We start from the raw sequence: 11827 nt of genomic DNA, 5'->3' as shown, positions 1-11827 counted from the left end.
CCAGATGGGCCGAGACCGGCCTCATCCACAAACTTGGCCCCGGCCTCTACGCCGCCACTGCATGGACCCCAACACCCCTTGCGTGACCTGCGAAATCGTTAACTACCTGGCCTTGGGCCTTGACCCCGGCTTTTGAACACGTCTATGCGGCTCGGGTCAGGGTAGTTGATGTTGGGTGGAAGGTGTTCTCGTAAGCGATCGGGGATCGCTGGCCGAGCCGGGAATGCCGGCGTCGGGTGTTGTATCGGGTCAGCCGTCGGAAGGCGTCGAGTCGGGCCTCGCGTTCGTTTGGCCAGCCCTTTCGCCCTTTCAGCGTCTCTCTTTTGAAGGTCGCGTTGAACGATTCTGCGGCGGCGTTGTCCGCGCTGCTACCGACCGCGCTCATGCTCTGGCGGACGCCGGCGAGGCGGCAGGCGTCAGGGAAGGCCCGGCTCGTGTACTGGGCCCCGTGATCGGTGTGCTTCGCCTTCACCGCTGCCGCATCCGGGACGGTGGTGCGGTGCCGGCGCCGCAGACGCACTCCCTGAAGGCCGATGGCCCGCATGATCCTGGCAACGCGCTTGCGATTGACCATTGGGCCGCCCTCGTCGCGGAGCTCGGCGGTGGCCCTCGGGGCTCCGCAGGTGCCGTCGGAGTCCCGGTGGGCCTTGCGTATCCGGGCCGCGAGCCGCTCATCGGCGGCCTGTCGGGCCGCGCGGGCCGGGAGATGCACCTACAGCCGCGCCTGGATCAGCGTGAAGGCCAACTACCAACTCACCGCCAACGCCGCCGAGGCCGAAGCCCTGTCCCGGATGCTCGACACCTGCGACGCCTGACCCCACCGGGCGGCACCGACCGGGAACCCCGCCCGGTAAACCGCCGGAGTGACTGAATGCCTACGCCCCCGAGATCGAGCCCGAGCAAACGGCGCAGGTCCAGGAGCTCCTGGAGGACGTCGGCCGCAGGCTTGGCCCGGTGCTCCCTGTCCTTCACACTGGGAGAGGCGGGTACGTCACGGGCGGGGGTGGCGCGTGTGAGTGGACGGTCATTGAGCGTCGGGGAACGGCTGGTCCTAGCCGTCACGTTCGCTGTTTCGCTCGGGGCCCTCGCGGCGATCGTCACCCTGGTGACGGAGCACGTGATCACAGGTGATGAGTATCCGTCAGGGATACACAAGATCATTGCCGTTTCCGTGGGTCTCGCTTCCCTCGTCGGAATCTTCCTCCGTGCGGGTCTTCCCGACCGTGATCGCGGCCGACGCGGTTCCTCCGGCGGCGGCAAGAACCTGCCTGAACCGGAGGACTACGACGCCGGGACGGGCTGGGACTCGGACTGACTCCCTGCCGCGGCGCCGTGAGGCCCGGGAAGCCGCGCAGCGGGAGGCGCGGCGGCCGGTGTGCAAGGACTGCGGGCAGAAGTTCACCGACGACCGATGGGAGGCGGTCGGCTACACCCGGGACTGGAGCAAGCGCCAGTCGCACCCGCACCTGTGCGAGCACTGCCAGGACCGGGCCGTCGCAGCCCGATCTGGGTCGAAAGGCGCGGAGCCGAAGCCCACCGGTACGAGCAGCCGTAAACCCGGTCGGCCCGAGGAGGCCAGGCGGCATTGCGGTCCCCGGCGTGGCTGCGCCGTGGAGGTGAGTGCCGGGGCTGTTCTCGCGCGCGTAGTGAAGGTTTTGTGTCCAGGGCGTGTTGTCTGTGTGCTTGCACCCTCCTCTCGAGGGACGTGACCCCGAGGAAAGGGTGCTGTGATGGAACCTGGCGGCGATGTGATCGTGGAGCTGATGGCCGATCACCGTGAGCTGGAGGCGCTGTTTGCGCAGATCGAGTTGCAGCCGATCGATCATCCCCGGCGACGGGTGCTGGCAGACAGGCTGACTGCGGAACTGGTACGGCATACCGTCGCCGAGGAACTGCACCTCTACCCCGTGGTGCGCAAGCACGTCCCGCACGGTGCGGCACTGGCCGACAAGGAACTCGCCGATCACGCCGGAGTCGAGCGGATGCTCAAAGACCTCGAAGACCTGAGCGTCGATGATCCGCAGTTCAACGACACGATCGCGAAGCTGAAGTTCGAGGTCGCCTCCCATGTGCGCGAGGAAGAGCGCGAGCTGTTCCCGAAACTCGCAGCGGCTCTCCCGCCCGAGAAGCTGGACGAGCTCGGGTATCTGGTGCGCCGGGCCAGGGAAACGGCCCCCACCCGCCCCCATCCCTCCCTCCCGAACATCACGCCCGCCAACAGAATGCTCCTTCCTGGAGCCGGGCTGGTGGACCGGGTACGTGACCTGCTCCGCACAACCACCGGCTGAACCTGACATGCCCTGCCGTCCATTACGCACCCGGAGGAGCATCGAATGCCGCCTCTCGAAGGAATCGTGCCGGTGGCCGGTGCGCCCTGCTGGGTGAACCTGATGGCACAGGACCTGCGCGCAGCACAGTCCTTCTGCTCCGGCGTCATGAACTGGACGTTCAGGCCCAGCACACTCGGCAGCAACTTCTCGGTGGTTCTGGCGCACGGCAGACCGGTCGCCGGAATCGGATGCTGCCCGGGCGGTGGCCATCCGGCCGTCTGGACCCCGTCACTTCGCCGTCAGGGACGCGGACGAGACAGCGGGACGGATCAGCGAGCGCGGCGCCACCCTCGTCATCCGCGACCGTGATGGCGCCCTGATCATCCAAGCCTGAGGCAGCGGCGGCGGTGGGAGCGCGCCCGCCCCACCGCCGGGAAACCATCCTGCTTACAGGAGATCTCCGCAGCACCTGGCTGCGATAGGGCCGACTGGGCCGTATCCGGCCCGAACCGCTGGCCCTGGTTCCTGCGGGAGCCCGCTGCCGATGCAGAGACGGCACCGATTGTCATGACTGGCATCTACGCGCTCATACGTCCCGACGGCTTGCTGGAGTTCCGAGACGGCGTCCCAGAACAGATGTCGAGAGATACGGACCCACAGCATGGGGCCCGGCAGCCTTCACCATTCAGCGCGCCGCATGGGGGAGGCCACGGTCTGCAGGGCCACGTCGGTGACGTCTCCTGCCTGGCTGGCGCGTACCCGCCGAACCGCTTCGCCACCTCGCTCGTGGCCGTCCTGGGCGGCCCGCAGGAGTACATCTTCGGCAACCCGACCATCTGCGGCAGCCAGAGTGCTTCCGGCAGCGAGGAACCACTCCTGTGCGGCCTTACCGAAGCACAGCAGGACCTCATCCACGATGTTCACGCCGCGGTCTCCAAGGAAGCCGCCAATAGCCCGTCGCCAAGTGGGAGCACCGGCACACGGTGCGGAAGACCGGAGACCGGCCGCCGCCCGCTGCCCAGGCAGCCTCGACCGCTCGACGAGACCCCCATCGACACACGGATCGTCCGCTACCCCGACCACGCGGTCCATACCCGCCGCCACGGCCGCCGCTACGGACTGGGCAGCTACGCCCACGCGGCGCTCCCGCTGGCCCCGTCCCCGACGCTCACATCGGCCGAACTGTCCTTCCGGGAAGCGGTCTTCGGCACCGCCATCGCTGAGACCACCGCCCTTGTCCCGGCCTTCCGACAAGTACCCCAGGGACGGAGGCTCAACGGTGCGTTCGCCCTGACCTCTGATGAACTCCCCCTGGTCGGCCCCGCTGCGGGGGTACCCGGCCTGTGGTTCGCGGAAGCTTCCTGGGTCACCCATGCCGGCGGCGTCGGCCGACAACTCGCGAACATGCTCCTGCAAACCGTCAACCTCCTCGTCGCCCCCGATCGCCTGTCACCCGGCCGCTTCGCCTTCTGGAGCGACGAGAAGATCCGCGAGACCGCGCTCGGCCACTACCGAGGCATCTATACGCACACTGGTGCACGCCTTGGAACAAGAGGGCCGAGTAGATGTCCACATCTGTAGTGGGGTTGAGTTCGTTCCGGGGCGTGCGATGAGGTGGCTGCGTTCGAAGCGGGCTCGGCGCGGACGAGCGCGACGAGGTGGGGTGCGTTCACGGCTCGCCGGCGGGCCTTTCACGCGCTCGGGCGTACGCTGCGTTCGGCGATGCGGATCAGGGGGCGCTCCGGTGCCAGGCGGCTGATGACGCGTGACACCAGGGCATTGCCGACGCCGTCGACGACGGTCGCCTTGCGTCCGCCGAGCGCCGCGAGTGCTGTGGCGACGACCTGCTGCGGTGTGCGCCGGGCGCCGACCGACGCGTTGTCACCGGCCACGTCGAAGAACGGGGTGTCGGTGGCGCCCGGGCAGATCCCGAGGACGGTCACACCGGTGCCGCGGGTCTCGCCCCAGAGGGAACGCGTGAAGGAAAGGACGAATGCCTTCGTCGCGGAGTACACCGCCATGTGTGGCACTGCCTGGAATCCGGCCGTGCTGGCGACGTTGATGATGGTGCCGCGCCCGCGCTCGACCATGCCGGGCAGGAGCCGGGTGGTGTTGCCGACGAGCGTGCCGACGTTCAGCTGCACCTGGGACGCCATGTGGCCGGGGTCGGCCTCGGCGAGGTCGCCGTGGGAAGCGAAGCCGGCGTTGTTGATGAGGATGTCCACGACGGTGCCCTGCTTGTCGAGCGTGCGCGCGAGGGTCTCGGAGGAGTCGGGCCGGGAGAGGTCGAGGGCGATCGGCGTGACGGTCACGCCGTGCTTGGTCCGCAGGGTCGAGGCGAGCTCCTCCAGTTTGTCTTTCGAACGGGCGACGAGGACCAGATCCACACCGCGGGCGGCCAACTGTCGAGCGAACTCGGCGCCGATCCCTGACGAAGCGCCGGTGACGACGGCCAGCTGGGAGGTGAGAGTGTCCGAATAGTTCATTTCTATCTCCATACCGACTCAAAGGTTTTTTTCTTGGCGATGAAAAGGCCGAGGTGGCCGACGTGCGCGGCGTCCGGCCTGCCCGCGTTCAGCGAGCTTCGATGGTCGCCTCAATGACTTCGGCGAGAACGCCCGCTGCACGGCGCAGCTCTTCGGGAGTGGCGCGCCCCGTGGCCTCGAGGATGCCCTTCAGCCCGTCGAACGCGCCCACGAATACGGTCGCCAGCGCGTGGGCGTCGGCCGAAAGATGCAGGTCGCCCGCGCGGGCGCCGGCGAGGAGGAGTTCTTCGACCAGGCCGACCCACTCCGCGAGAACGGACACCTGAGCGTGTTCCTGCGGTGACTCGGTGGTGAGCTCGCGGTCGAGCCGTACGACGGACCATCCCGCGGGTTCGGCGATGACGAGGTCCACGAGGACGGGGACGAGTCCGCGTACCTGTGCGGCCGGCCCTCCGAGCCCCTCGAGCTGCCTGCGCACATGCGCAAGCATCCCCTGCTTCTGATCGTCGACGACCGCATGGGCCAGGGCGGCCTTGCTCTTGAAGTGGAAGTACACGGCGCCCTTGGTGAGGCCGGTCTCGCTCACCACGTCGTCCATCCGGGCCAGGGCATACCCCTTGGCGTCGAAGACACGGGCGGCGGCGCGCAGAATGTCCCGGCGCGTCGCCGCGCCCTTCGGTGTCAGTTGGTCCACTGGCCTTCCCATGCCCCGATAGTAAATACCTTCGAGTCGGTTTTTCAAGTTGATCAGGAGCCGCACTGCTCGGAGGGCCTTAGGTTGCCGCAGGCAATGACCGAATCGCGTGGGGCTCGCTCACAACGAGTTCGGTGGTGAAGGCTCGCTCCCCGGACGGCGGCGCGCTGCTCTGCGCCATCGCCGGTGAGCTGGACGGTCACCAAGCCCAGGTCGGCCAGAAGACCATCAACGGCATCGTGCAGCAGCTTCCACGCAAGGCGGAGGAGGAACCGGCGCTCTCTGGCCAAGGAGCAGGCTGAGAAGGAGGCCGCCTCTGAGTCCGCTCCAGCGTTCCGGAGTATGTGGACGCGGCCCGATTCTTGGCGAGGAAGACCCGGGTCATGGCCACCGCGTACAAGAAGGCCGCGAAGGTCGACCAGGCGAAGGCGGACAAGCTCGCCGCGCAGCTGCGCGACCACATGGCGTACGCCGCTGAAAGCTCCGGCACGCTGGAAGACATCCAGCTGCTCGTCCAGACACTCGACGGCGAGTACACCTACTTCGAACCCCTCTGGCACCAGGCGACCGCCGAGCACACCGACCCTGAACCAACCCCGGAACCGCAGCCCCCCAGCCAGGGAACCACCAGTCGACTCGAAGAACTCATCACCGCCTTCAACAACATCCTCGCCACCACCACCAACCGCCCCACCACACAACGACGCCCCCTGCCCACCCCATCCAGGGCGCCACCACCTGGGCCGGCCAATAGACCGCCACCACCCGCGCGCACCGATGAGCCGACCCCGACCGGGCCGTCTCATCCCTCAGCCCAGCGCCGTCAACGGCACCGGATGCATATGCAGCAGCTCACCGGGCGATGAACCGCTGCTGCTCGTACGTTCGGACGTGAGTGCCCTGACAGGACGGTGCTCCCGGGTCGGCCCTGCGGTCACTTCGCACGTTCCGCAGGGCCAACCCATCTGTCAGCCGCACGACCTGCGTTCGGTTATCCGTCCGCGAAGTTCCGTAGGTACATCTGCGAGGCGGGCGACACCGATGACCGCGCCCCGCTCCAGCTGGCGGCTGCGGATCGTGGTGGCGACCAGATCGATCCCGTCGGTGCCGGGTACCTCGACCACCAGCTCGACTGGCGCGAGGTCGGCCGGGTCGCGGTTGAACAGGGCTGGCCGGAGATCCATCGGCGCGGCGACGGAAAGCCGTGGGCCAGGCTCCCCGTGGAGGTGATCCAGAATCTGTCGGTCTTCCTGGCCCTCGCTAATGCTCCAGCGCGGCGTGACCGTCTCCCACGAGACCGTGCGCCGCTGGTGTCTGAAGTTCGGTCAGGCGTACGCCGGCGCGCTGCGCCGCCAGCGGCCCCGCCCCGGGGACAAGCGGCATCTGGACGAGGCCTTCATCAAGATCAACAGCGAGCAGGATTACCTGTGGCGGGTGGTCGACCAGGACGGCAATGTCCTGGACATCCTCGTTCAGAACCGGCGGGACAAGGCCGCTGACAGAGCCCCGGTTCAGGGCCTTTGCTCAGCTTGTCGTTCAACTTCGGGAGGGTCCCCGGCCAACGGATTCACCGCGTGGGCTTCACGACATGTCCTAGTGCGACGAGGCCGATTCCCACGGCGAGAAGCGATGGTGAGTGCACGTTCCAGCTGACCAGCATCAGCAGGGCGCCCGCTCCCCAGAGCCTGGGCTGCCGCACTCGTTGCTGGAGCCAATGGTCCGGCATGCGGCCAAGAAGCAGACCGTGCACTCCGAGGACGGCCCAGATGATGGCCAGGATGAACAGCATCAGGACCAGCACACCAAAAATGAACAACCCATTCCCCCCTTGCTCGTGACCGTCGTCGCGTCACGCAACTCTGCAATCCAACCCGAAGGTGCGGAAGCGTTCAGATCCGGGGCGGAGGCAGCGTCCCGCGCCGGGCTTCGTGCCGACAGCGTGATGGGCGGGGCGGCTGTATGCCTCGCCTGTGGCGAGGACTCGGCCCACGTCGTGACCGGTGGCCGAGTGGCGGTTCTTCGAGCCGGGTGGCCGTCCGGGACCGGGGCGGGACGGCTTCGGTGCACCGGCCGGAGAACCGGTTTTCGCGCGCAGGTTTCTGAACTCTCTGCGGACCCGGGCGGGCGTGAGTTTGTTCGGCGGGGCCGGCTTCTCCCAGGGCCGCCTGAGACTCAGCCGCCGTTCCGCAGGTCCGCCAGCACGAGGTCGACGGTGCGCTCCACCAAGCAGGTGTCCAGCGGGGCGTGCCGGAAAAGGGCCCGGTAGTAGACCGGTGCCGCGAGCGCGTCGAGGGTGAATTCCATCTCGGCTTGGTCGAGCTCTCGGATGTCGCCGCGTGCGGCGGCGGTGCGCAGGACGGCTTCGGTGCTGCGCCGGCGGGCGTGGAAGACGTCGTCGAGGAAGCTCTCCCGCAGCTCGGGTTCGCGGGCGAGGTCGGCGACGAGCGCGGGCAGGACGGGGCCCAGGACGGTGGTCTCGAACGCGGTTACCAGGCTGCCGATGCCAACGAGGAGATCAGCCCGCAGGTCGCCGCTGTCCACCGTCGGTGTAGTGCCCAGGACTGTGGCCAGCGCGTCGGTGACCAGGTGCTGCTTCGAGGGCCAGCGGCGGTAGATGGCAGGCCGGTAGACATCGGCGTTCTTGGCCACCTGTCCGATGGTGAGTTCGGAGTAGCCGACCTCGGCGAGCAGGTCGAGCGTTGCGACGCGCACAGCGGCGTCGATCTGTGGATCCTTCTGGCGGCCGGCGGTACGCGGGGGCGGGGACACGAGGAAGTCCTTTCGGTCGGCTTGCGGACTGTAACCGGATTTTGAATTGATACAAGTCGTACTGTATCAATTTGAGGGTGGTCCCTGCCCAAGGTGACCTCCTCCCACCGAAGGACCCCCTATGACCACTCCACCCGCGCACCCCCAGATGTTCCGCGATGCCACACCCGCTTCATCCATTCCGATACCGGGGCGAAACGTTCCAACGATCGGTGCTCTGATCGCGCTCGCCCTGGTCGCGCTCGACCTACGGGCCCCGGTCACCGCGATAGCCCCACTGCTCGGCCGCCTTCGCGGCGACCTGGGCCTGTCGGCCGCGGCGGTGAGCGTGCTGACCGCGCTGCCGGTACTGTGCCTGGGCGTGTTCGCGTTCGCAGGCCCGGTGCTCGGGCGGCGGTACGGTGAGTCGCGCGTGGTGCTCGCGAGCCTGACGCTGCTCGTTGTCGGCGCGACGCTGCGGCTGCTACCGGGGGCTGCGGCATTGTTCGTGGGCACGGCCCTGGTCGGCGCGGCGATCGGGCTCGCCAACGTGCTGCTGCCCGGGCTTATCCGGCGGCGCTTCGCGGGTGCGGTGGCCGGGGTGACCGCGTTCTACTCGGCGTGCCTGACCCTGGGCGGCGCGAGCGGTTCGGCGGTTGCCCCACCGTTGGCCGACGCGACCGGTTGGGCCTGGCGCGGTGCGCTGGCACTGGTGGCCGTCCCGCTGTCGATCGCGGCGATCCTGGCCTGGTGGCCGGGGGTACGTGCGGACGCGCGGGCGGTCGACGCGCCGACGCCGAACCGTGTGCGGCTGTGGCGGGACGTGATGGCGTGGCAGGTCACGGTGTTCTTCGCGGCACAGGCGCTGTTGGCGTACGTAGTGTTCGGATGGCTGCCCACGATGGCCCAGGACCGGGGCATTGGCGAGGCGCAGAGCGGCCTCCTGCTGTCGCTGACCAGTCTGGTGGGAGTTGCAGGGGCGGCGCTGCTGCCCGCGGTGTATCGCCGACTGCCCGACCAGCGTGGGCCCGCCGTGCTCGTGGCGATGCTCAGCGGAGCGGGTCTGGTCGGCGTCGTCCTGGCCCCCGCGCCGGCGGGCGTGTGGGCAGCGGCAGTGGTCCTGGGGCTCGGCCAGGGGGCCGGATTCGCGGTCGCGCTGAGCCTGATCGGGCTGCGTACCGGCAACGGCGACGAGACGTCGGCGCTGTCCTCGATGGCCCAGGGCACCGGCTTCCTGATCGCGACGATCGGCACGCTGGGCGCGGGGCTGCTGCACGAGGTGAGCGGCGGCTGGGGCGTTCCGTTGGCGACGCTCCTGGTGGTGTGCGCGATTCAGGCTGCCGCAGGCCTGGGAGCAGGGCGCGCCGGGCAGGTCCGGGGCAGGTCCGGCCCGAGAGCGGCCTGACCCCCGACAGTGCGCGGGCGCCAGTGATCTTGTGCTGCCCGATGGCGTGGGCACGCGTCCGAGGCCCTTCCCGGCGGGCCCCGGACGCGCGCTGATGAGGTGGCTCGCTGGAACCGTCCCCGCTCGGAGGAGCAATTCGGGAAGATCAGCAGAGGCGTGGCGTTTCTCAGCGTCACGCGGCATAGTCGGCGAGATGATCGGACGTCTGTACGCCATCGTCATCGACGGCCCCGACCGATCCGAGCTTGCCGCCTTCTACGAGAAACTCCTGTCGCTCTCACGGCTGGAGGACACTCCTGAGTTCATCGCGCTCGGCAGCACGACGGGTACAGAAGTCGTGGCATTCTAGAGGGTCGACGACTTCCGGCGGCCGCAGTGGTCCAACCCTGATCGACCTCAGCAGATGCACATTTCCCAAAGGGCATCCCATGCCTCGGCGCCTCCAGCGTGTTCCACTTGGTCCAGGAGGGCGGGCACCCGCCCGGCGGTCCCGCGGGGGTCGAGCACCTGCGTCCAATCGATCACGTGGGTATTCAATCGTCCGGGCGTGGGGCTTGGTCATGCGTTCGGTGGTTCGGAGCGGATGCACGAACGCTCGTCATGAGGCGAGCAGGACTCGTTTCCGCAGTAAGTCGAAGCCGGCGCGACCGTACATCTGGCGTTTGAGCTTCTTGATCCGGTTGACGTGACCTTCAACAACACCCGAGTTCCAGGGGAGGGTGAGGCCGGCGATGACGGCTTGGCGGTCGCGGTCGATGCCCGCGGCGAGCGTGTGGAGGCTGGGGAGGTCGTCATGCCTGACGGCGGCGAGCCAGTCCGGCAGGCGCTCGCCTTGGCGTTCGGTGAGCATGGTCGCGAAGGACCGGACGTGCCTGGTGAGTGCGTCGATTTCGGGGCGGTTGGCCCGGACGTTCTTCAGGTGGAGGTGTTCGGACTCGGAGAGGGTTTCCGGGCGGCGGAGGACCCAACCGCCGACTGTCCGAGGTGAGGGCGGCCGGGCTGTCACGGGCCGTGGCGAGGTGCGCTTCTGACGAAGGTAGGCGCGAACGCGCTGGTAGCTGCCCTTGTAACCGAGCGGGACGATCTCTTCCCACAGTTTCCAGGCGTTGGTGCATCCCGCGTTCCAGCGGTCGTCGAGGTAGGGTTCGTACTCGTCGAGGACCGGGGTCCGGGTCTGCCATTGACCGGTGAAGAGGTCTTCCGGCTTGGCGGCGTCCGCGTACCGTTTGACGGTTCGGCTGGTCATGCCGAGTTGCCGCTGAATCGCGCGACGGCTGTGCCGTGCCTCGACCAGGGCATGGATCGTGGCATGCATGGCCGGGTGCGGTCGGCGAACCGGTGACCGGTCGGCCACGGCGAGCCGGACGACTCCTCCGCCGGGTCGGGCTCCGTCTCGGTCGTCTCAGGTGCCTCGCGCACCAGGACTCGCAGACATCGGCGGTGCTGGCCGATGCTCCGCTCGGCGGCCTCGCTCAGGTTGTGCCAGAGGTGCCACTGCACGGCCTGCGGGGCACCAGCGCTGGCTCCCTCGGCGAAGAACGGCGCACGGTCCCGGCACACCACCTCGATCCCGGGCCGCTGGGCCGGCCACGTGGCCAGGCTCGATGACTCCCGGTCGGGCAGCAGATCGGCGGGTCGGCGGGTTTCGACATCGACGAGGACGGTGCCGTAGTGGCGGCCCTTGCGGGTGGCGCACTAGTCGACGCCGACCACCCGTGGAGCGGGTACCTCCGGCTCGGGAAGTGCGTGGACCAGCCGCAGGACGGTGCTGCGGCTGACCGGTGCACCTACGAGGTCGGCCAGGCGGGCGCCGACCCGGCCCGCGAGGGCAAGGCCGATCGCGGCCAGGGCCGAGCGGAGCCGCTCGGTCCGCTGGCCGTGCCTTCGGGTCAGACCGCGTATCTGCTCGACGAACGTGCGGCGTCCACACTCGTCGTTCCGGCAGGTGAAACGGCGAACCCGCAGCTGGAGTACGACGTTTCGTCCCGCACTCGGAACATCAGCGGGAAACCGCAGGTAGGAACCGTGCACCTGGGCGGACCACGCCCCGCGTCCCGGACACGAGGCGCCCGCGGCGGTGCACGACACATCCACACGAACTATCGCGATGTTCACGTCTGCCGACAGCACCGCGACATCGGCGATCGACAGAAACAACAACTCCTCCAGCCGGAGCAAGATCTCATCCACAGCCCCGAACTGTCGGCCCAGTCACTCTTGCCAC

Annotated in this window: 15 protein-coding genes and 4 pseudogenes; 9 read left to right on the top strand and 10 right to left on the bottom strand. The window is 68.4% G+C overall.

What is annotated here, in order from left to right; all coding sequences use genetic code 11:
- Positions 1–142: 142 nt before the first annotated feature.
- Positions 143–703: pseudogene (locus tag ACFVX4_RS37585) on the bottom strand (IS3 family transposase); the annotation flags it as partial.
- Here ACFVX4_RS37585 and ACFVX4_RS37580 point away from each other — a divergent pair.
- The 4 genes from ACFVX4_RS37580 (at position 603) to ACFVX4_RS37565 (ending at position 3851) form a co-directional block, all read left to right on the top strand.
- Entirely contained in the window at positions 603–815 is a 213-nt protein-coding gene (locus ACFVX4_RS37580; protein WP_389986694.1) for a hypothetical protein, read from the top strand. The pseudogene ACFVX4_RS37585 and the gene ACFVX4_RS37580 overlap by 101 nt on opposite strands.
- A 212-nt stretch (positions 816–1027) precedes the next feature.
- The gene (locus tag ACFVX4_RS37575; protein WP_389986688.1) at positions 1028–1315 is read left to right on the top strand and encodes a hypothetical protein; all 288 of its coding nucleotides are present in this window, start codon (positions 1028–1030) and stop codon (positions 1313–1315) included.
- Between the two features lie 415 nt (positions 1316–1730).
- On the top strand, positions 1731–2288 hold the full coding sequence (locus ACFVX4_RS37570) for a hemerythrin domain-containing protein (RefSeq protein ID WP_389986691.1): 558 nt from the start codon (positions 1731–1733) through the stop codon (positions 2286–2288).
- A gap of 768 nt (positions 2289–3056) precedes the next feature.
- The gene (locus tag ACFVX4_RS37565) at positions 3057–3851 is read left to right on the top strand and encodes a hypothetical protein (RefSeq protein ID WP_389986685.1); all 795 of its coding nucleotides are present in this window, start codon (positions 3057–3059) and stop codon (positions 3849–3851) included.
- A gap of 110 nt (positions 3852–3961) precedes the next feature.
- Here the strand turns inward: ACFVX4_RS37565 and ACFVX4_RS37560 are convergent, their stop codons facing one another.
- A complete protein-coding gene (locus ACFVX4_RS37560) occupies positions 3962–4756 on the bottom strand; it encodes an SDR family NAD(P)-dependent oxidoreductase (protein WP_389986681.1) in 795 nt (264 codons plus the stop codon).
- 88 nt (positions 4757–4844) lie between these two features.
- Positions 4845–5462, bottom strand: a complete 618-nt coding sequence (locus ACFVX4_RS37555; RefSeq protein ID WP_389986678.1) for a TetR family transcriptional regulator — start codon at positions 5460–5462, stop codon at positions 4845–4847.
- A 125-nt stretch (positions 5463–5587) separates the two neighbouring features.
- Between ACFVX4_RS37555 and ACFVX4_RS37550 the strand changes: the two genes are divergently transcribed.
- Complete coding sequence (locus ACFVX4_RS37550; protein ID WP_389986675.1) at positions 5588–5752, top strand: hypothetical protein; 165 nt, start codon at positions 5588–5590, stop codon at positions 5750–5752.
- An 81-nt stretch (positions 5753–5833) separates the two neighbouring features.
- The gene (locus ACFVX4_RS37545) at positions 5834–6316 is read left to right on the top strand and encodes a hypothetical protein (protein ID WP_389986673.1); all 483 of its coding nucleotides are present in this window, start codon (positions 5834–5836) and stop codon (positions 6314–6316) included.
- Positions 6317–6418: 102 nt separating this feature from the next.
- Here ACFVX4_RS37545 and ACFVX4_RS37540 read toward each other — a convergent pair whose 3' ends face one another.
- On the bottom strand, positions 6419–6634 hold the full coding sequence (locus ACFVX4_RS37540; RefSeq protein ID WP_389986670.1) for a hypothetical protein: 216 nt from the start codon (positions 6632–6634) through the stop codon (positions 6419–6421).
- 76 nt (positions 6635–6710) lie between these two features.
- Here ACFVX4_RS37540 and ACFVX4_RS37535 point away from each other — a divergent pair.
- Positions 6711–6953, top strand: a pseudogene (locus ACFVX4_RS37535) (DDE-type integrase/transposase/recombinase); the annotation flags it as partial.
- A 64-nt stretch (positions 6954–7017) separates the two neighbouring features.
- Here ACFVX4_RS37535 and ACFVX4_RS37530 read toward each other — a convergent pair.
- From ACFVX4_RS37530 to ACFVX4_RS37520, 3 genes and pseudogenes are all read right to left on the bottom strand, one after another.
- A complete protein-coding gene (locus tag ACFVX4_RS37530; RefSeq protein WP_389986667.1) occupies positions 7018–7266 on the bottom strand; it encodes a hypothetical protein in 249 nt (82 codons plus the stop codon).
- A gap of 33 nt (positions 7267–7299) precedes the next feature.
- Positions 7300–7620 (bottom strand): annotated as a pseudogene (locus ACFVX4_RS37525) (hypothetical protein); the annotation flags it as partial.
- A gap of 2 nt (positions 7621–7622) precedes the next feature.
- Complete coding sequence (locus tag ACFVX4_RS37520; protein WP_389986664.1) at positions 7623–8219, bottom strand: TetR/AcrR family transcriptional regulator; 597 nt, start codon at positions 8217–8219, stop codon at positions 7623–7625.
- A gap of 121 nt (positions 8220–8340) precedes the next feature.
- Between ACFVX4_RS37520 and ACFVX4_RS37515 the strand changes: the two genes are divergently transcribed.
- Both ACFVX4_RS37515 and ACFVX4_RS37510 read left to right on the top strand, forming a co-directional pair.
- Positions 8341–9603, top strand: a complete 1263-nt coding sequence (locus ACFVX4_RS37515; protein WP_389986661.1) for an MFS transporter — start codon at positions 8341–8343, stop codon at positions 9601–9603.
- Positions 9604–9796: 193 nt separating this feature from the next.
- Entirely contained in the window at positions 9797–9952 is a 156-nt protein-coding gene (locus ACFVX4_RS37510) for a hypothetical protein (protein ID WP_389986658.1), read from the top strand.
- 249 nt (positions 9953–10201) lie between these two features.
- Here the strand turns inward: ACFVX4_RS37510 and ACFVX4_RS37505 are convergent, their stop codons facing one another.
- The 3 genes and pseudogenes from ACFVX4_RS37505 to ACFVX4_RS37495 all read right to left on the bottom strand — a co-directional run bounded on the left by ACFVX4_RS37505 (position 10202) and on the right by ACFVX4_RS37495 (position 11793).
- Positions 10202–10918: a transposase gene (locus ACFVX4_RS37505; protein WP_389986655.1), complete on the bottom strand. Its 717-nt coding sequence runs from the start codon at positions 10916–10918 to the stop codon at positions 10202–10204.
- A pseudogene (locus ACFVX4_RS37500) lies at positions 10846–11235 on the bottom strand (hypothetical protein); the annotation flags it as partial. The pseudogene ACFVX4_RS37500 and the gene ACFVX4_RS37505, both read right to left, overlap by 73 nt.
- Before the next feature lie 63 nt (positions 11236–11298).
- Positions 11299–11793, bottom strand: coding sequence for a transposase family protein (locus tag ACFVX4_RS37495; protein WP_389986652.1), 495 nt, complete (start codon positions 11791–11793; stop codon positions 11299–11301).
- Positions 11794–11827: the final 34 nt, after the last annotated feature.

Origin of the sequence: Streptomyces sp. NPDC058240 (assembly GCF_042882135.1) — a bacterium.
Classification (GTDB): Bacteria; Actinomycetota; Actinomycetes; order Streptomycetales; family Streptomycetaceae; genus Streptomyces.
The sequence above is the reverse complement of the archived record's forward strand: the minus strand, read 5'-3'. Positions and strand labels throughout refer to the sequence as shown.

What these genes read in the sequence shown, in the direction of transcription:
- ACFVX4_RS37570 (WP_389986691.1), top strand. Translation starts at nt 1,731, where the DNA reads ATGGAACCTGGCGGCGATGTGATCGTGGAGCTGATGGCCGATCACCGT.
- ACFVX4_RS37560 (WP_389986681.1), bottom strand. Translation starts at nt 4,756, where the DNA reads ATGAACTATTCGGACACTCTCACCTCCCAGCTGGCCGTCGTCACCGGC.
- ACFVX4_RS37555 (WP_389986678.1), bottom strand. Translation starts at nt 5,462, where the DNA reads ATGGGAAGGCCAGTGGACCAACTGACACCGAAGGGCGCGGCGACGCGC.
- ACFVX4_RS37545 (WP_389986673.1), top strand. Translation starts at nt 5,834, where the DNA reads ATGGCCACCGCGTACAAGAAGGCCGCGAAGGTCGACCAGGCGAAGGCG.
- ACFVX4_RS37540 (WP_389986670.1), bottom strand. Translation starts at nt 6,634, where the DNA reads ATGGATCTCCGGCCAGCCCTGTTCAACCGCGACCCGGCCGACCTCGCG.
- ACFVX4_RS37515 (WP_389986661.1), top strand. Translation starts at nt 8,341, where the DNA reads ATGACCACTCCACCCGCGCACCCCCAGATGTTCCGCGATGCCACACCC.
- ACFVX4_RS37510 (WP_389986658.1), top strand. Translation starts at nt 9,797, where the DNA reads ATGATCGGACGTCTGTACGCCATCGTCATCGACGGCCCCGACCGATCC.
- ACFVX4_RS37505 (WP_389986655.1), bottom strand. Translation starts at nt 10,918, where the DNA reads ATGCATGCCACGATCCATGCCCTGGTCGAGGCACGGCACAGCCGTCGC.